16 protein-coding genes and 1 tRNA gene are annotated in these 16,952 nt (G+C 71.8%); 8 read left to right on the forward strand and 9 right to left on the reverse strand.

The genetic code is table 11. The features are described 5' to 3' along the window. The first annotated feature begins 38 nt into the window (after positions 1-38). Positions 39-536 carry a hypothetical protein gene (locus OG623_RS15110; RefSeq protein ID WP_406146991.1) on the forward strand — a complete coding sequence of 166 codons (498 nt, stop codon included), beginning with the start codon at positions 39-41 and terminating at the stop codon, positions 534-536. A gap of 13 nt (positions 537-549) precedes the next feature. Here the strand turns inward: OG623_RS15110 and OG623_RS15115 are convergent, their stop codons facing one another. After that, positions 550-1,257, reverse strand: coding sequence for a pentapeptide repeat-containing protein (locus OG623_RS15115; protein WP_406146992.1), 708 nt, complete (start codon positions 1,255-1,257; stop codon positions 550-552). Positions 1,258-1,355: 98 nt separating this feature from the next. Between OG623_RS15115 and OG623_RS15120 the strand changes: the two genes are divergently transcribed. Further along, positions 1,356-2,552 carry an NAD(P)-binding protein gene (locus OG623_RS15120; RefSeq protein ID WP_406146993.1) on the forward strand — a complete coding sequence of 399 codons (1,197 nt, stop codon included), beginning with the start codon at positions 1,356-1,358 and terminating at the stop codon, positions 2,550-2,552. A 66-nt stretch (positions 2,553-2,618) separates the two neighbouring features. After that, positions 2,619-3,608, forward strand: coding sequence for a zinc-binding dehydrogenase (locus OG623_RS15125; protein ID WP_406146994.1), 990 nt, complete (start codon positions 2,619-2,621; stop codon positions 3,606-3,608). Between the two features lie 13 nt (positions 3,609-3,621). On the opposite strand, the gene OG623_RS15130 is transcribed toward OG623_RS15125, so the two are convergent. Next, entirely contained in the window at positions 3,622-4,101 is a 480-nt protein-coding gene (locus tag OG623_RS15130; protein ID WP_406146995.1) for a GNAT family N-acetyltransferase, read from the reverse strand. A gap of 37 nt (positions 4,102-4,138) precedes the next feature. Next, positions 4,139-5,023, reverse strand: coding sequence for an aminoglycoside phosphotransferase family protein (locus tag OG623_RS15135; RefSeq protein WP_406151835.1), 885 nt, complete (start codon positions 5,021-5,023; stop codon positions 4,139-4,141). Positions 5,024-5,127: 104 nt separating this feature from the next. On the opposite strand from OG623_RS15135, the gene OG623_RS15140 reads away from it, so the two are divergent. Next, positions 5,128-6,528: an NAD(P)/FAD-dependent oxidoreductase gene (locus tag OG623_RS15140; protein WP_406146996.1), complete on the forward strand. Its 1,401-nt coding sequence runs from the start codon at positions 5,128-5,130 to the stop codon at positions 6,526-6,528. A gap of 22 nt (positions 6,529-6,550) precedes the next feature. Here OG623_RS15140 and OG623_RS15145 read toward each other — a convergent pair whose 3' ends face one another. Genes OG623_RS15145 through OG623_RS15160 form a run of 4 tightly spaced genes read right to left on the reverse strand, consistent with a single transcriptional unit; the run spans position 6,551 to position 11,526 of the window. Next, positions 6,551-7,747 carry an XdhC family protein gene (locus tag OG623_RS15145; RefSeq protein ID WP_406146997.1) on the reverse strand — a complete coding sequence of 399 codons (1,197 nt, stop codon included), beginning with the start codon at positions 7,745-7,747 and terminating at the stop codon, positions 6,551-6,553. Then, positions 7,740-9,872: a xanthine dehydrogenase family protein molybdopterin-binding subunit gene (locus tag OG623_RS15150; protein ID WP_406146998.1), complete on the reverse strand. Its 2,133-nt coding sequence runs from the start codon at positions 9,870-9,872 to the stop codon at positions 7,740-7,742. The genes OG623_RS15145 and OG623_RS15150 overlap by 8 nt, the downstream gene beginning before the upstream one ends. Next, positions 9,869-10,861, reverse strand: coding sequence for an FAD binding domain-containing protein (locus OG623_RS15155; RefSeq protein WP_406147000.1), 993 nt, complete (start codon positions 10,859-10,861; stop codon positions 9,869-9,871). The genes OG623_RS15150 and OG623_RS15155 overlap by 4 nt, the downstream gene beginning before the upstream one ends. Then, entirely contained in the window at positions 10,858-11,526 is a 669-nt protein-coding gene (locus tag OG623_RS15160) for a 2Fe-2S iron-sulfur cluster-binding protein (protein ID WP_406147001.1), read from the reverse strand. Before OG623_RS15160 ends, OG623_RS15155 begins: the two co-directional genes overlap by 4 nt. A 198-nt stretch (positions 11,527-11,724) precedes the next feature. Here OG623_RS15160 and OG623_RS15165 point away from each other — a divergent pair, with 198 nt between their 5' ends. Next, positions 11,725-12,354: a TetR/AcrR family transcriptional regulator gene (locus OG623_RS15165; protein WP_406147002.1), complete on the forward strand. Its 630-nt coding sequence runs from the start codon at positions 11,725-11,727 to the stop codon at positions 12,352-12,354. Positions 12,355-12,366: 12 nt separating this feature from the next. Here OG623_RS15165 and OG623_RS15170 read toward each other — a convergent pair. After that, positions 12,367-12,444: transfer RNA gene (locus OG623_RS15170), tRNA-Thr, on the reverse strand. Positions 12,445-12,620: 176 nt separating this feature from the next. Between OG623_RS15170 and OG623_RS15175 the strand changes: the two genes are divergently transcribed. From OG623_RS15175 to OG623_RS15185, 3 genes are all read left to right on the forward strand, one after another. Next, positions 12,621-13,757 (forward strand): ABC transporter ATP-binding protein, encoded by a 1,137-nt coding sequence (locus OG623_RS15175; protein ID WP_406147003.1) that lies wholly within the window; start codon positions 12,621-12,623, stop codon positions 13,755-13,757. A 205-nt stretch (positions 13,758-13,962) separates the two neighbouring features. Then, on the forward strand, positions 13,963-14,376 hold the full coding sequence (locus tag OG623_RS15180) for a hypothetical protein (RefSeq protein WP_406147004.1): 414 nt from the start codon (positions 13,963-13,965) through the stop codon (positions 14,374-14,376). A 36-nt stretch (positions 14,377-14,412) separates the two neighbouring features. Beyond that, positions 14,413-15,132 (forward strand): NDP-sugar synthase, encoded by a 720-nt coding sequence (locus OG623_RS15185; RefSeq protein ID WP_406147005.1) that lies wholly within the window; start codon positions 14,413-14,415, stop codon positions 15,130-15,132. A 75-nt stretch (positions 15,133-15,207) separates the two neighbouring features. On the opposite strand, the gene OG623_RS15190 is transcribed toward OG623_RS15185, so the two are convergent. Beyond that, positions 15,208-16,875 carry a DoxX family membrane protein gene (locus OG623_RS15190; protein WP_406147007.1) on the reverse strand — a complete coding sequence of 556 codons (1,668 nt, stop codon included), beginning with the start codon at positions 16,873-16,875 and terminating at the stop codon, positions 15,208-15,210. Positions 16,876-16,952 lie beyond the last annotated feature (77 nt).

Consider the following 16,952-nt stretch of genomic DNA (forward strand, 5'->3'; position numbering starts at 1 on the left):
CAGCGCAGTCCACCCGCGCGGCATGACACCATCGGACCGTGCTCGACATCGGCTACTCCCTCTCCCGGCGCTTCCCGGACCCCCCGCAGACCGACTACCGCCGCGCGGACGTCCACGCCCTGCGGCACGACCTCTTCTCCGGGGACGTCTACCTCGCCGACACCAAGGCCGACCGGGAACTGTCCACAGCCTGGGGATGGGTGCCCGTACTCGACTTCGCCTGGGCGCTCTGCGACATCGTCGAGCAGATCGACCGCGACCCCCGGGGCAACCGCTCGCACCGCCGGCAGTACGCCGAGCTCGACTTCACCGAGTCCTCCGACCGCATGCTCTTCGAGCGCCGCTTCGGCTGGGTCGACGTCGAGGCCGACTGGATGCCCGGCGACGAGCCCCCGCTGACCTTCAGCCACTCCCTGCTGCGCCGCGAGGCCCGCGACTTCCTGCACGACCTCGTCGCCGACCTGGCCGACATGCACGAGGGCCTCGCCGACAACCCCGTCGTCTGGGACCTCCAGGCCCGCTTCCCCCGCCTCTGAGCGGGTCCACGCTTCACGCCTCCACCCGCACCCCGATCTGCGCCGCGAACGCCGGAGCCAGCTCCATCAGCTGGGACGGGCTGATCACCGCCCCCGCCAGCCGCTCCACACCCCGCGCGATGTCGAGCTCGGCGACCGTCCGCAGATCGACGGACTCCATCCGCACCGCCGTGAAGTCCGCCCGCTTCAGCACACAGTCCCGGAACTCCACCCGGACCAGCTGTGCCTCACCGAAATCCGGCTCCGAGAGCACGCACCCCTCGAACACGACGTCCTTCAGCCGCGCCTTGCGGAGATTCAGATAGTCGATCTTCCCGCCCCGCACCAACACCCGCTCCAGCACCCCGCCGTGCAGCTGCACCCCTCCCAGCCGTGCGTCCAGGACCTCCACATCACGCAGCGACGCGCCCGCGAGATCCGTGCCCACACCCCGCACCCCCGTCAGCACCGAGTCGATGAACCTGGCCCGCACCAGCTCCGCCCGGTCCAGGGCGCAGCCGCGCAGCTCACAGTCCATGAAGCGCGCTCCAGGACCCGACGCGTCGGCCAGGTCCGTCTCATCGAACCGCACCCCGTCGTAATCCCCGTCGGGCTCCAGCCCCTCCCCGTCGAACTCCACCAGCGGTGGCAGCCGGACCTCCGGCCGCCGCGCCTCGGCCACCCCGTCCTTCGCGCCCGCGCCCCTGCTGCTCCTGTTGCCTGTGCGTGCCATGCCCCCCATCGTGACGCACACCACTGACACCGACCGCGGCCAGGTGTCACAGAACCGGCCGGCCGAACCGTCCACCAGGCAGCAGCGCCCACCGCGAGGAGACAGCCATGCAGCGCATCCACATCGTCGGCGGCGGCCTCGCCGGACTGACCGCCGCGATCACCGCCGCCGAATCCCGGGTCCAGGTCACCCTCCACGAGGCCCACCACACCCTGGGCGGCCGGGCCAGGACCTCCGAAGGCCCCTACCTCACCAACGAGGGACCACACGCCCTGTACCGCCGCGGACCGCACTGGACCTGGCTCGAACGGCGAGGGCTCCTGGGCCGTCCCGCCTCCGTACCGCCGCTCGAAGGCACCCGTTTCCTCTTCCACCGCGACGGCGCCCTGCGCAGGACCCCGCCCCTCGCCATGCTGCGCCTCACCCGCCGCGCCGCCCACCGGGCACCGGTCGACGCCGACTTCCTCAGCTGGGCCACCCGCCAGGTGGGCGAGGAAGGCGCACGCGCGGCAGCGAACTACATGGGCGTGGCCCTCTTCCACCACGACCCGGGCTCGCTCTCCGCCGCCTTCGTCCAGGAACGCCTGCGCCGCGCCACCGCCCTTCCGCCCGAGGCCCACTACCCCGTCGGCGGCTGGGCGGAGCTCGTCGACCGGATGGCGTCCAGGGCCTGGAATCTCGGCGTGCGCATCGAGACCGCCGCACGCGTCGGCCCCCGCGATCTGGCCGGCTTCCATCGCAGCGGACCGGTGATCGTCGCCACCCATCTGGACTCCGCCCGCACCCTGCTGGAGGACCCCGCCCTGACCTGGGACAGCGGCCGGACCGCCCTGCTCGACCTGGCCCTGCGGACCCGGCGCGGCGACCCGTTCATCATCTCCGACCTCGACGCCCCCGGCTGGATCGAACGGTTCACCGCCCAGGACCCGACCCTCGCCCCGGCGGGCGAACAGCTCGTCCAGGCACAGATCCCCCTCGCCCCCACCGCCCCGCGCGCCGACGCCGTACGCCGCGCCGAGCACCTGCTCGGCCTCGGCTTCCCCGGTCTGCACGACCGCACCACCTGGCGCCGGGAGGCCCTGGCGTCCGGACGTACCGGTGCCGTCGACAAGCCAGGCACCACCTGGCGCGACCGGCCCGCCGTCGACCGCGGCGACGGAATCCTCCTCGCGGGCGACCAGGTCGCCGCCCCGGGACTCCTCAGCGAAGTCTCGTTCAACAGCGGCATCGAAGCGGCGGTCCTGGCTCTGGGACTCCTCGGTAAGGCGGCACAGGACACTCCCCGCACCGCGGGAACTCCTTGACCTTAAGCGCACCTGAGGTCGGAGGGTGGGAACAGCAGCCACGCACCAGCACCCGGGAGTCCCACCATGTACGCCATCCGCCTCCATGCCTTCGGTCCAGCGGAGCATCTCGTCCACGAGCGGACCGACGATCCCGTCCCCGCTCCCGGCCAGGTCCGCATCGCCGTCGCGGCGTCCGGGGTACATCTCGTGGACACCCACCTGCGCGAAGGCCGCCCGGGCCCCTACCCGATCAGCGCCGCCGACCTCCCCACCATCCCCGGGCGTGAGATCGCGGGCACCGTCGAGTCACTCGGCGAGGGCACCGACCCCGGCTGGCTCGGCCGCGCGGTCGTCGCCCACATCGGCGCGGGCCCCGGCGGCTACGCCGAACTGGCCGTCACCGAAGCCGAGAGGCTCCACCCGATTCCCGCGGGCCTCGGCCCGGCCGAGGCCGTGGCCATGATCGGTACGGGCCGCACCACCCTGGGGATCCTGCAGTTCACCGACCTCGGCCCCGGATCCGTCGCCGTCGTCACCGCGGCGGCCGGCGGCATCGGCACGCTCCTCGTCCAGTACGCCAGGAACGCCGGAGCCACCGTCGTCGGTCTGGCCGGCGGACCCGCCAAGGTCGCCCGGGTCACGGCGAACGGGGCCGACCTCGCCGTCGACTACACCCTCGCTGACTGGCCGCGCCGTGTCCGCTCCCACCTCGAAGCGCTCGGCGGGCCCGCCACCGTCGTCTTCGACTCCGTCGGAGGGATCACCGCCCGCGCCGCCGTCGACCTGCTCGGCAGGGGCGGCGAGCACCTCGTCTACGGCGCCTCCGGCGGCCAGATGCTGACCCTCGGCGATGAGGAACAGGCCGAGCGCGGCATCACGTCCCGGAGCGTCCTGGGTCCCGCCATGGTCGAGAGGGGCGGCGGCATGAGGGCCCTGGAAACCCGCTCACTGGCCGAAGCGGCGGCCGGCCGCCTCCGCCCAGCGGTCCAGCTCTTCCCACTCGCCGAAGCGGCAGCCGCCCACCGCGCGCTGGAGACCCGTGGCACGGTGGGCAAGGTCGTCCTCGTGCCGTAATCGACAGGGGCCCTCAGACCGCCGCGCCCAGCTCCGCCAGCGCCCCGTCGTCGAGCCGGTACACCGTCCAGCCGTCCTGAGGACGCGCGCCCAGGGACTCGTAGAAGGCGATGGACGGGGCGTTCCAGTCCAGCACCGACCACTCCAGGCGCCCGTAACCACGCTCCACACAGATCCGCGCCAGCTCCCTGAGCAGCGCCTTTCCGTAACCGCCGCCGCGTCGCTCGGGGCGCACGTACAGGTCCTCCAGATAGACCCCGTGCACCCCACGCCACGTCGAGAAGTTGAGGAACCACAGCGCGAAACCGACCACTTCGCCGTCGTCGTCCGACACCGCGACATGCGCGTACGCGGCGGGCCGGTCGCCGAACAGGGCCTCGCGCAGCTGCTCCTCGGTGGCCTTCACCTCGTCGAGCGCCTTCTCGTACTCGGCGAGATCACGGACCATGGCGTGGATCGCGGTGACATCTTCGGAAGTGGCCGTACGAATCATGGAGGCAGCCTAAACAGCCGCCGCGAGCCCGTGATCCTCAGCCCCGCTCCAGCAGTAGGCGCCCGATCTCCGCATGGTCGGGCCACAGCCGCGGCCTCCCGCGCCGGATCCCCCACAGCGCGTTCTGCAGCACCCGCCCCAGCGTCCACGCCCGCGCACGCTCCCGGTCGAGGCCCAGCACCCCGCACAGCAGATCGAACCTCCACAGCACATCGTCCGCGTCGAACCTCTGGTCCAGCGCCGGGAAGAGATCGAATCCCGGATCGCCCGCGAGAGGCTTGGGATCCAGCACGACCCACTCCCCCGCCCGGTGCTCGTCCGCGCGCCCGGCCAGGATGTTCGCGTAGTGCAGATCCCAGTGCAGCAGACGGTCCCCGGGCTCCCCCGCGACCTCCCGTACCGCGGCCGCGCAGTCCAGCAGCAACCGGCGCTCCCGCTCATCCGCCAGCAGGCCGACCGCCCCGGGCGTCTCCTCCAGCATCGTGGCCGCCTGGTCCGCCAGCCGCCGCATCCCCGGCGGAGCCGGCACACGCACCAGCCGGGCCAGCGACCTGGCGAGCACCCGCACCGCCTCCCGAACGTCCGGCACGCCGGTCAACGACCGCCGCTCGTCGAGCCGTTCCAGCAGCATCGTCCCCGTCGCCGCGTCATGGTCCAGCAGGCCCACCACCCCCGCGCCCGCCGCACCCCAGGCCCGCAGCGCGACCGGCTCCCCCACCGTCTCCGCGTCCACCATCTGCAACTTCAGCGCCGCCCCACGGCCATCGGCCTCCCGCACCACGGGAACCACCAACGCGCACATCCCGCACATCGGCGCCCCGTCGGGCCGCAGCCCCCACTCCTCCAGGAACCTCCCCGCAAGACCCGGCAGCCCGAGCGCGAACTCCCGTCCCGCAGCGCCCTTGTGCTCACTCAGATTCATGGCCAGGTCATCCGGAACGTCGATCACGCCGACAAGCGTAGGGGCCTCACCAAGCGGTACCGTCCCTCCAGCTACTGGGCTGCACACGGACAAGCAGGGGACACATGAGCACCGTCAGTACCGTCAACGGCGGCATATCGTTCTGGTACGCGAACGAGGGCACCCCCGCCCCACGCGAACCCCTGCCCGGCGACACGAGCGCCGACGTCTGCATCGTCGGCGGCGGCTACACCGGACTCTGGACGGCGTACTACCTCAAGAAGGCCGTCCCCTTCCTCAACATCACGGTCCTCGAAGCGAAGTTCTGCGGCTACGGCGCCTCCGGCCGCAACGGCGGCTGGCTCTACAACGGCATCGCGGGCCGCGACCGCTACGCCACACTGCACGGCCACGAGGCCGCCGTCCGCCTCCAGCAGGCCATGAACGACACCGTCGGCGAGGTCATCCGCATCGCCGGCGAGGAGAACATCGACGCCGACATCCACCACGGCGGTGTACTCGAAGTCGCCCGCACCCCCTCCCAGCTCGCCCGCCTCAAGGACTTCCACTCCGTCGAGATCGCCTTCGGCGAGACCGACCGCGTCCTGCGCGGCGCCCGCGAGACCGCCGAACGCGTCCGGGTATCCGGAGCCGTCGGCTCCAGTTGGACCCCGCACGGCGCACGCCTGCACCCCGCCAAACTCGTCAAGGGCCTCGCCGACACCGTGGAGGCACTCGGCGTCACGATCCACGAGTCGACCCCCGTCACCGAGATCGAGCCCAAGCACGCCGTCACCCCGTACGGCACGGTCCGCGCCCCCTACGTGCTGCGCTGTACCGAGGGCTTCACCGCGGGGCTCAAGGGCCAGAAACGCACCTGGCTCCCCATGAACTCCTCGATGATCGTCACCGAGCCCCTGTCCAAGACCCTCTGGGACACCATCGGCTGGGACGGCCGCGAGACCCTGGGCGACACGGCACACGCCTACATGTACGCCCAGCGCACCGCCGACGACCGCATCGCCATCGGCGGCCGCGGGTACCCCTACCGCTACGGCTCCGCGACCGACCACGACGGACGCACCCGCCCCGCGACCGTCGAGGAACTGCGCGACCTGCTCGTCCGTTTCTTCCCCACTACCGCGGGCGCCCGCATCGACCACGCCTGGTCCGGCGTGCTCGGCGTCCCCCGCGACTGGTGCGCGACCGTCACCCTGGACCGCTCCACCGGCCTGGGCTGGGCCGGCGGCTACGTCGGCTCCGGCGTCGCCACCGCCAACCTCGCGGCCCGCACCCTGCGCGACCTGATCCAGCAGGACTCAGGACAGGCCGGCCCCACCGACCTGACCGCCCTGCCCTGGGTCAACCACAAGGTCCGCCGCTGGGAACCCGAACCCCTGCGCTGGCTCGGCGTCCACGCCCTGTACGCCGCCTACCGCACGGCGGACCGCCGGGAGACCACCTCACCGCGCCTCGGCACGGACCGCCTCGCGAAGGTCGCGAACCGTATCGCGGGCCGCCACTGAACCGGCCGGTCCGCGGCGGCCTTCACGCGGCCTCCGCGCCGTCCCGGTGGCCGTCCCTGCGGCTGCCGTCCCGGTCGTCGTCCCGGTGGCCGCCGTCCCGCCTGCCGTCCCGGTGAATCGGCGTCGCGGAACCCGTCAGCGGGACGCCCGTCCCACCGCGCCGGGCCGCCACGATCTCCGCCGCGATGGACAGGGCCGTCTCCTCGGGCGTACGGGCCCCGATGTCAAGACCGATCGGCGACCTCAGCCGAGCCAGCTCCTCGTCCCCCAGACCCGCTTCCCGCAGCTTCCGGTCACGGTCCGCATGGGTCCGGCGCGACCCCATCGCCCCCACGAACGCGACCGGCAGCCGCAGGGCCTGCTCCAGGAGAGGTATGTCGAACTTCGCGTCGTGGGTGAGCACGCACAGCACCGTGCGCCCGTCCGTCCCCGTACGCCGCAGATAGCGGTGCGGCCAGTCCACGACGAGATCGTCGGCCTCCGGGAAGCGGGCCCTGGTCGCGAAGACCGGACGGGCGTCGCACACCGTCACGTGGTAGCCGAGGAACTTGCCGACGCGGACGAGCGCCTGGGCGAAGTCGATCGCGCCGAACACGATCATGCGCGGCGGCGGCACATTCGACTCGACGAGGAGAGTGAGGCCACCGGGGCAGTGCGTTCCGTCCTCCGCGAGTTCGAGGGTGCCCGTGCGCCCGGCATCCAGCATCGCCCCAGCCTCGGCCGCCACCGTCCGGTCCAGCTCCGTGGAGCCACTGCCGTACGACCCCTCGTACGATCCGTCGGGGTGCACCAACAGCGCCCCGCCCAACAGCTCGGCCGGGCCCCGGACGACCCGGGCCAGGGCCAGGGGTTCGCCCGACGCGGCGGCCGGGAGCGCCGACCTGAACACCTCCCGGACAGGCGCCGGCGCACCGACCGGAGTCACCATGACATCGATGACCCCACCGCAGGTCAGGCCCACCGCGAAGGCGTCCTCGTCGCTGTAGCCGAACCGCTCCAGGACGGTCTCACCGTCCTGGAGCGCCTGGAGACACAGCTCGTACACCGCCCCCTCCACACAACCGCCGGAGACCGAACCGACCACCGTGCCCTCGCTGTCGACAGCGAGCGCGGCGCCGGGCCCGCGCGGCGCACTCCCGCCGACGGCCACCACCGTGGCGACGGCGAACTCCCGGCCCTCATCGGCCCAGCGGGCCAGCTCGTCGGCGATGTCAAGCATGCGGGCCTGCCGTGAGAACACGGTCCGGCCTGATGGGCAGGGTCCGGTGGCGTACACCGGTCGCGTGCCAGACGGCGTTCGCGATCGCCGCCGCGGCCCCCACGATCCCGATCTCACCGATGCCCTTGATCCCGACCGGGTCGTCCGGATCCGGGTCATCCACCCAGTCCGCCTCGACGAGCGGCACATCGGCGTTCGACGCGACGTGATAGCCCGCGAGATCCGCACCGTAGAGAGCACCGGTGTTCCGGTCCCTGACCGCCTCCTCGTGCAGGGCCATGGAGATGCCCCAGATCATCCCGCCGGTGAACTGGCCACGCGCCGTCAGCGGGTTGACGATCCGCCCGGCGGCGAAGATGCCGAGCATGCGACGTACGCGCACCTCCCCGGTGGCCGCGTCCACGGCGACCTCGGCGAACTGCGCCCCGAAGGAGTGCCGCTCCTTCTGCGCGAGGGCCCCGATGGCGGCGGTGGTGTCCGACCGCACCGTGATGCCCTCCGGCGGAATCCCGTCGCCCAGGGCGATCCGCTCCCGCAGTTCATCGGCCGCGGCCGTCACCGCCCACGCCCACGACCGGGTGCCCATCGAGCCGCCGGCGATCATCGCCGGGCCGAAGTCACTGTCACCGATCCGTACGCGCACCCGGTCGGTCGGCACATCGAGGGCGTCGGCGGCGACCAGGGTGAGGGCCGTCCGTGCCCCGGTCCCGATGTCCGCAGCATTGATCCGCACGGTGAAGGTGCCGTCGGCCTCCGCGGTCGCGGCCGCCGTGGAAGGCGCCGCCCCCGCGAAGAACGAGGCCGCCGCCGTCCCCGTACCGAGCAGCCAGCGCCCGTCCCTGCGCACCCCGGGACGCGGGTCCCGGTCGGCCCAGCCGAACCTGCGCGCGCCCTCCCGGAAACAGGCGGGCAGACCGCGGGTGCTGAACGGCAGCCCGGAGACCGGACCCACCTCGGGCTCGTTGCGCGTGCGCAGCTCGATCGGATCGATGCCGCACTTCTCGGCGAGTTCGTCGAGCGCCGACTCCAGCGCGAACGATCCGGGCGCCTCACCGGGAGCGCGCATGAACGTCGGACTCGGCACATCGAGCCGCACGACCCGGTTGGCGGTGTGGTGAGCGGGGGCGTCGTACATCACCCGGGCCACACCCGCGCCCGACTCGATGAACTCGTGCACGGTCGAGGTGAGACTCAGGCAGCTGTGCTCCAGCGCACGCAGCCGCCCCTCGGCATCAGCACCCAGCCGCACCCGCTGCCTCGTGGGGCTCCGATAGCCGGCGAGCGAGAACATCTGACGGCGCGTCATGACGACACGGACCGGGCGCGCCAGGGTCGTGGCCGCCATCACCGCCGCGACCTGGTGCGCGCGTACGCCCTTGCTCCCGAACCCACCGCCCACGTGCTCGGACCGCACCCGTACCGAAGCCGGGTCGAGCGAGAAGAGGTTCGCGAGCTCACCCGCGACCCACACCGTGCCCTGGTTGGAGTCCACGACCTCCAGTCGGCCGCCGTCCCACAGGGCCGTCGCCGCGTGGGGCTCCATCGAGTTGTGGTGCTCCTCCGGAGTGGAGTACTCGGCGTCCAGGACCACGTCGGACGCGCCCAGTTCCGCCTCCAGGTCGCCCTTACCCGTCACTCCCTCCCCACCCGGACCGGAGATCGAGTACGCGTCCGGGTGCTCACCGGCGAACGTGACGTCGTGCGGCTCCTCCTCGTAGTGCACCACCAGCGCCTCGGCGGCCTCCCTGGCCTGCTCGGAGGTCTCGGCCACGACCAGCGCGACCGGCCAGCCCGCATGCGGCACCCGGTCGTGCTGGAAGACGGCGACGGTCGGGTCCGGCCGCATCCCGAGCATGCCGACGTAATCCGTGTCGACCCGCGGGGCGTTCCCGTGGTGCAGGACAGCGAGGACACCCGGCATCTCCAGGACCTCCGCCGTCTCCACCGAGCGGATGCGGCCACGGGTGATCGTCGACAGCACCAGCCATCCGTGCGCGAGGCCGGCGAAGGGGATCTCCCCCGCGTAACGAGCGGCGCCGGTGACCTTGTCCCGGCCCTCCACACGGGTGTGCGCGGTACCGATGGCCTTCGCCGCCCTGGCTGCCCTGGTCGTAGTGGTGGTCATCGGGCTGCCTCCTCGGCGAGTTCGCTCAGCACGGCGACGACGAGGTTGCGCATCAGCGTCACCTTGTATCCGTTGTGCGGCAGCGGCCGGGCGGCCGCCAGTTCGGCGTCGGCAGCCGTGGCGAAGGCCGCGGCATCAGCGGGCCTGCCGACCAGGGCCTGCTCGGCCGTACGCGCCCGCCACGGCCGGGAGGCGACTGCCCCGAAGGCCAGTCGCACCTCGCTCACCACACCGTCACGGACCTCGAGCGCCGCGGCGATCGAACCGATCGCGAAGGCGTACGACGCCCGCTCGCGGACCTTGCGGTAGCGGGAGTTGGCCGCCACCGGAGCGGGCGGCAGGATGACGCCTGTGATCAGGGCGCCCACCGGAAGAGCGGTCTCCCGGTGCGGGGTGTCGCCCACCGGCAGATAGAAGTCGGCGAGCGACAGCCGGCCCGCCCCGTCGGCCGTCTCGTACTCGACGACGGCGTCGAAGGCCGCCAGTGCCACCCCCAGATCGGACGGGCTGGTGGCCACGCAGTGGCCGGAGGCCCCCAGCACCGCGTGGTTGTGGTGCTCCCCCTCGATCGCGGGACAGCCGCTGCCGGGCAGGCGCTTGTTGCAGGGCTTGGTCACGTCGGCGAAGTAACCGCAGCGGGTCCGCTGCAGCAGGTTCCCGCCGACGGTGGCCATGTTGCGCAGTTGGCCCGACGCACCTGCCAGCACCGCCTGGGTCAGCGCGGGGTAGTTCCGTCGCACGTCCGGGTGCGCCGCGAGGTCGCTGTTGGTGACGGTCGCGCCGATACGCAGCCCGCCGTCCTCGGCCGTCTCGATGCGGTCCAGCGGGAGTTCACGTACGTCGACGAGCCTGCCGGGCCGCTCCACACCGGTCTTCATCAGGTCGACGAGATTCGTACCGCCGCCGAGGAACCTGGCGTCCGGGTCGGCGTCGAGCAGCGCGAGGGCGCCGGAGACATCGACCGCGCGCTCATATCCGAACTCCCTCATGCCGCCGCCCCCTCACGCTTCACCACGGGCTCGCTCCCAGCGGCCCGTTCACCGTCCGCTGCCCGTTCACCGTCCGCTGCCCGTTCACCGTCCGCGGCGCATTCACCGTCCGCGGCGCGCGCCGCCGCATCGGCCTCGGCCGCCCTGGCGACCGCCTGCACGATCGACACGTAGGCGCCGCAGCGGCACAGGTTGCCGCTCATCCGCTCCCGGATCTCCTCGGCCGTCAGCGGCGGTGGCCCCGCTTCGGGGCGTACGTCATCGGTGACGGCACTCGGCCAGCCGGCTGCGTGCTCCTCGATCACCGCGACGGCCGAACAGATCTGGCCGGGCGTGCAGTACCCGCACTGGTAACCGTCGAGGTCGAGGAACGCCTGCTGCACCGGGTGCAGTTGCTCACCCTCGGCGACGCCCTCGATGGTGGTGATCTCCCGGCCCTCGGCCGCCACCGCCAGCTGCAGGCAGGCCACAGCACGGCGCTGGTCGAGCAGGACCGTGCAGGCACCGCACTGCCCCTGGTCGCATCCCTTCTTGGTGCCGGTCAGATCGAGCCGCTCACGCAGGGCGTCGAGCAGAGTGGTGCGGTGGTCGACGGTCAGCGTGTGCTTCTCGCCGTTGATGTTCAAGGTCACGGGGCTGTACGTCGACGTGGGCGCTGGGGCCATGATCAGCCTTCTCTCACATTCCGGGCGGACACCGTCGCCGCGCGGCGACGGGGGCCAGAAGTACGGCTGTCCGCCGGGGCCGCTCACCGCTAAGGTGAACCTAACCGGACAGCTGTCCACTCGGCGGAAAAAACGTAGTGGACAGTTGTCCACTTAGCAAGGGCAGGATCCGGCCACGCAAAGGCACGGGGAGGACGAGTGCGGCAGGACAAGCAGGACAAGAACGCACCTCTGCGCTCGGACGCACAACGGAACCGCGAGCGCATCCTGCACGTGGCCCTGACGGAACTGACGCTGTGCGCGCAGGCCCCGCTCAGCGTGATCGCCAGGAAGGCGGGCGTCGGGCAGGGCACGCTCTACCGCAACTTCCCCAGCCGCGAGGCCCTCGTCCTCGAGGTCTACCGCCATGAGATGCAGCAGGTCGCCGACGCCGCGACCGAGCTGATCACCACCCATGAGCCGGACCACGCCCTGCGCGCCTGGATGGACCGCCTCGCCCGCTTCGCCATGGCCAAGGCCGGCCTCGCGGACGCGGTCCGGCTGGCCACCAGCGCACCGGGCAGCCCGGAGAAGCCGGGCCACACACCGCTGATGTCCGCGACGGAAACCCTGCTCCGCACCAACGAGAAGGCCGGCACGATACGCCCCGGAGTGACCGCGGACGACTTCATCCTCGCCATAGCCGGCCTCTGGCAGCTCGACCCCCGCAGCGACTGGCAACCACGGGCCGCCCGCCTCCTGGACCTCGTCATGGACGGCCTGCGCGCGGGGGCCCCGGGTCGGGACAGCGCAGAAAGCACAGAAAGGCCCAGATCAGAGGATTCCTGACCTGGGCCTTCGTGGAGCCCCCTGTCGGATTCGAACCGACGACCTACGCATTACAAGTGCGTTGCTCTGGCCGGACTGAGCTAAGGAGGCATGCCGGAGCATTGTAACCAACGCCAGGACCGGAACCCGCCCGATATTCGGGACCTCGGACTGCTGACAGATTCGAAAACGCCAGGTAGCGTCACCTCAGGTTCACTCCAGTGGACCACACCACTCCCTACTCGGATCGTCCGGCACGTTCCTGCCGGTGGAGGAGAAGAATCGTCATGGCCAGTGTCACGTTCGACAAGGCGTCCCGCGTCTACCCCGGCTCCACGAAGCCGGCTGTGGACCAGCTCGAGATCGACATCGAGGACGGCGAGTTCCTCGTCCTCGTCGGTCCTTCCGGTTGCGGCAAGTCGACCTCCCTGCGCATGCTCGCGGGTCTCGAGGACGTCAACGGCGGTGCGATCCGCATCGGTGACCGTGACGTCACGCACCTGCCCCCGAAGGACCGGGACATCGCCATGGTGTTCCAGAACTACGCGCTCTACCCGCACATGTCCGTCGCGGACAACATGGGCTTCGCCCTCAAGATCGCCGGTGTGAACAAGACCGAGATCCGGGCGAAGGTCGAAGAGGCCGCCAAGATGCTGGACCTCACCGACTTCCTGGACCGCAAGCCGAAGGCGCTCTCCGGTGGACAGCGCCAGCGTGTGGCGATGGGCCGCGCGATCGTCCGTGAGCCGCAGGTCTTCCTCATGGACGAGCCGCTGTCGAACCTCGACGCCAAGCTCCGTGTGTCGACGCGTACGCAGATCGCCTCGCTGCAGCGCCGTCTCGGCATCACCACCGTGTACGTCACCCACGACCAGGTCGAGGCCCTCACCATGGGCGACCGTGTCGCGGTCCTCAAGGACGGTCTGCTCCAGCAGGTCGACTCGCCGCGCAACATGTACGACCGCCCGGCGAACCTCTTCGTCGCCGGCTTCATCGGCTCCCCGGCGATGAACCTCGTCGAGGTCCCGATCACCGACGGTGGCGTGAAGTTCGGCAACAGCGTCGTCCCCGTCTCCCGTGAGGCGCTCAGCGCCGCCGCGGACCGCGGCGACCGTACCGTCACGGTCGGCATCCGCCCCGAGCACTTCGACATCGTCGAGCACGGTGGCGCCGCCGCGCAGGGCCTCTCCAAGGGTTCGGCCAACGCCCCGGCCGGTCTGGCCGTCGCCGTCAACGTCGTCGAGGAGCTCGGCGCCGACGGCTTCGTCTACGGTGCCGCGCAGGTCGGTGGCGAGCACAAGGACCTGGTCGTCCGTGTCGGCGGCCGCGCCGTGCCGGAGAAGGGCACCGAGCTGCACGTCGTGCCGCGCCCGGACGAGCTGCACGTCTTCGCGACGTCGACCGGTGAGCGCCTGACCGCCTGATCGTCGAGCGTCCGACCCGCACATCTTTGAAGCGGACGGCCCGCGTCCTCCCCAGGACGCGGGCCGTTCGCGTGGCCGGAATCCCCGGCACACCGGTCAATTCCCCCGCCCCCGTCAACGCGTAATTCGAAAGAGGCTCTCGAACCATCCCCCACAGGGGTGACGAAATGTCGCCAAGTCATCACTGCCCGCTACGCTCGCCTGCGTGACCCACACCGCGCGCCGAATCGGCCGAACCCTAGCCCTCGTACTGCCCGTCGTCATGGTTCTGTCCGGGACCCTCGCGGTCACCCGTGTGCAGTGGTCGGGGCAGGACACCGAGACCCAGCTGCTGACCGCCGCATCCGAGACCAACGCCAAGAAGGCGAAGGCCCAGGCACCCCAGGACATCCTGCGGGACAAGCTCCTGCTCGAACTCCGTGAGAAGGACCCGGGGGTGGCGCTGACGAGCCTTCAGCGCACCGTCGAGGGGCGGCCCTCGCTGGCCAAGCACTGCATGTCGATCGCGAAGGCGCTGGGCAAGGCCGCCGTGGACCAGTACGGCCCGACGCGTGCCCACCGCTTCTCCCGTCCGGTCTGCGACACCTCGTTCGCCTCGGGCGTCGCGCAGTTCAGCTGAGCCGGGTGTGCCGGGGCACGGCCTATCGTGCCTGGCATGCATACGTTTCCGACGCAGGCCGTGATCCTGGCGGGTGGTCAGGGCTCACGGTTGCGCCCGTACACCGATGACCGCCCCAAGCCGATGGTCGAGATCCCGGGGACCGGGACCCCGATCATCGGCCATCAGCTGTCCTGGCTGGCCGCCGAGGGTGTCACCGACGCCGTGGTCTCGTGCGGCCATCTTGCCGATGTGCTGGAGGAGTGGCTGGACTCGGCCGTTCTTCCGTTGCGCGTCACGACCGTCGTCGAGACCGAGCCCTTGGGCCGGGGCGGCGGTCTGAAGCATGCCGCGGCGCGGCTGCCCGACCCGTCGGAGCCCTGGTACGCGACGAACGGTGACATCTGGACGCGCTTCTCGCTGCGGGAGATGGCCGCGTTCCACGCCGAGCGGGACGCCACCGCGACGCTCGCGCTGGCCCGTCCACGGATCCCCTGGGGGGCCGTGGAGACGGACGCGTTCGGGCACATCACCGACTTCATCGAGTCGCCGCCGTCGCCGTATCTGATCAACGCGGGTGTGTACGTCTTCGCGCCCGCGTTCACCGCGATGCTGCCGGACCGCGGCGACCATGAGCGTACGACGTTCCCGCGGCTGGCCCGTGAGCGCCGGCTGGCCGGGTTCCCGCTGCCGCACGGGGCGTACTGGCGGGCGATCGACACCGCTAAGGACCTCACGGAGGCGGCGAAGGAGCTGGGCGGCCGGACGGACGGCTGAGACCGACTGCACGCGCTTGAGGACGGCCACCAGGGGTTCGGTGGCCGTCCTCAAGCGTGCGGTGCCTCGCGGGTGTCAGCCGAGCAGGCCCCCGATGGGGTTCTGTCCCGCGCTGCCGGACGAGCCACCGTCGGAACCGCCGGTGGAACCGTCGCCGTCCGAGCCGCCGGTCGTGCCGCCCGCGGAGCCGTCGGAGCCGGTCGAGCCGGTGCTCGCGTCACCGGACGGCGGCTCCTGCGGCGTCGGATCCTGCGGGGGCGCCTGTCCGGTGCCCTGGGTCTGGCTGGGCTGCCCGGTGCTCGCCCCGGCCGTCGGGCCGGTCTCCTGCGAGGAACCGGAGCCCGGGGTGGACTTCTCCGCCTCCGGGGTGCCGGGGGCGCTGGACGGGGAGGTCTCGGGGGTGCGGTTCTCCGGGGTGGTGGAGGGCTCGCCCTTCTTGTCCTCGGTCTCGTCGGGCAGCGGGGAGCCAGGCAGCTGGTTGGACGGGTAGCGGTCGGGCCCCGGCACGGTGACGACCTCGGTGGAGCGGACGGCGCCGCCGAGCATGGAGCCGACCAGCAGGGTCAGACCGACGACGACGGTGGCGATAGCGGCGCCGCGGCGCAGTACGCGGCGGCGGAGGTCCCAGAGCTCCGAGCGGGGACCGAGTGTGCGCCAGGCCTCTCCGGCGAGGCGTCCGTCGAGGGAGTAGACGGGGGCGCCGGCGATGACGAGGGGGCTCCAGGCGGCCAGCAGGATGATGTCGGGGGTGTCGTAGGCGGCGGCGGTGCGCCAGCTGACCGTCACCAGGATCGCGGCGGAGAGCAGGGCGCCGAAGCCGGCCGCGATCCGCTGCCAGAGGCCGAGGACGGTGAGCACACCGACGACCACCTGGAGGAAGGCGACGGTGAGCCCGGCGGCGACGGGGTGGCCGAGCGCGAAGTCACGCAGGGGCTCCGCTGCGGCCCAGGGGTGCAGTGAGGTCAGCCACTTGACCATCGAGCCGCGGTCGCCACCGTCGAAGTAGGCGGGGTCGCAGAGCTTGCCCATGCCGGCGTAGATGGAGAGGAAGCCGAGGATGACGCGCAGCGGGAGGAGCACGACGCCGAGGTTCATACGGCGGCCGGGGTAGTAGGCGTGCCGTACGGAGTCGTTGGCGCGGCGCCTGTCGGCTGCGGTGTCGCCGTCCTGGCCGTCGGCGTCGGTGCCGTCGGCGTCGTAGGCGTCGTAGGCGTCGTCGTGGGTGAGGTCGTACGCGCCGCGGGGCGGGGTGTCGGTGGCGTCGTAGGCCCCGACGGCCTGCCGCATGGGGGGCAGGAGCGGGCCCGTGCGGCCGCCCCCGGGCTGGTGCGGCGTCCTGAGCACGGGGTTGGGCTGGGTCTCGTCGAGGCGCGGGATGACCTGGGTGCCGCCGCCCGCGTCGTCGTGGCCGCCCGTGCCGAAGTCGCCGCCGGGGCCGGCGTCGAGATGGCCGGCGGTGGAGTTCCGTACGGCCTGCAGGAGTCCGGTCGCTCCGGGGTCTCCCGGTTGGGACCTGCCGCTCCAGACGACGGGAGCCCGCCTGCGGGCGCCTGCGCCGCTCATGGCGGGGATCCTGGCCGGTCCGGCGGGGCCCACGGGGCGCAGACGGGTGCGCTGGCCCGGGGCGAGCTGCACCCGGAAGCTGGCGTGGCTGACGATGACCTGCGCGGGGTCGCTGTCCACCTTCGTCATGCTCAGGGCGGGTTGGTCGTCGAACCGAGGCGTTCTGGTGTCCACACTCATCTAACCGAGTGATGTGTGATTAGGACACTGCCTTGACGCGTCCGAAGTGTCCGAGACCCGTCAACCCTCCTTCGGGG

The sequence above is a fragment of the Streptomyces sp. NBC_01012 genome (genome assembly GCF_045162755.1).
GTDB lineage: Bacteria > Actinomycetota > Actinomycetes > Streptomycetales > Streptomycetaceae > Streptomyces.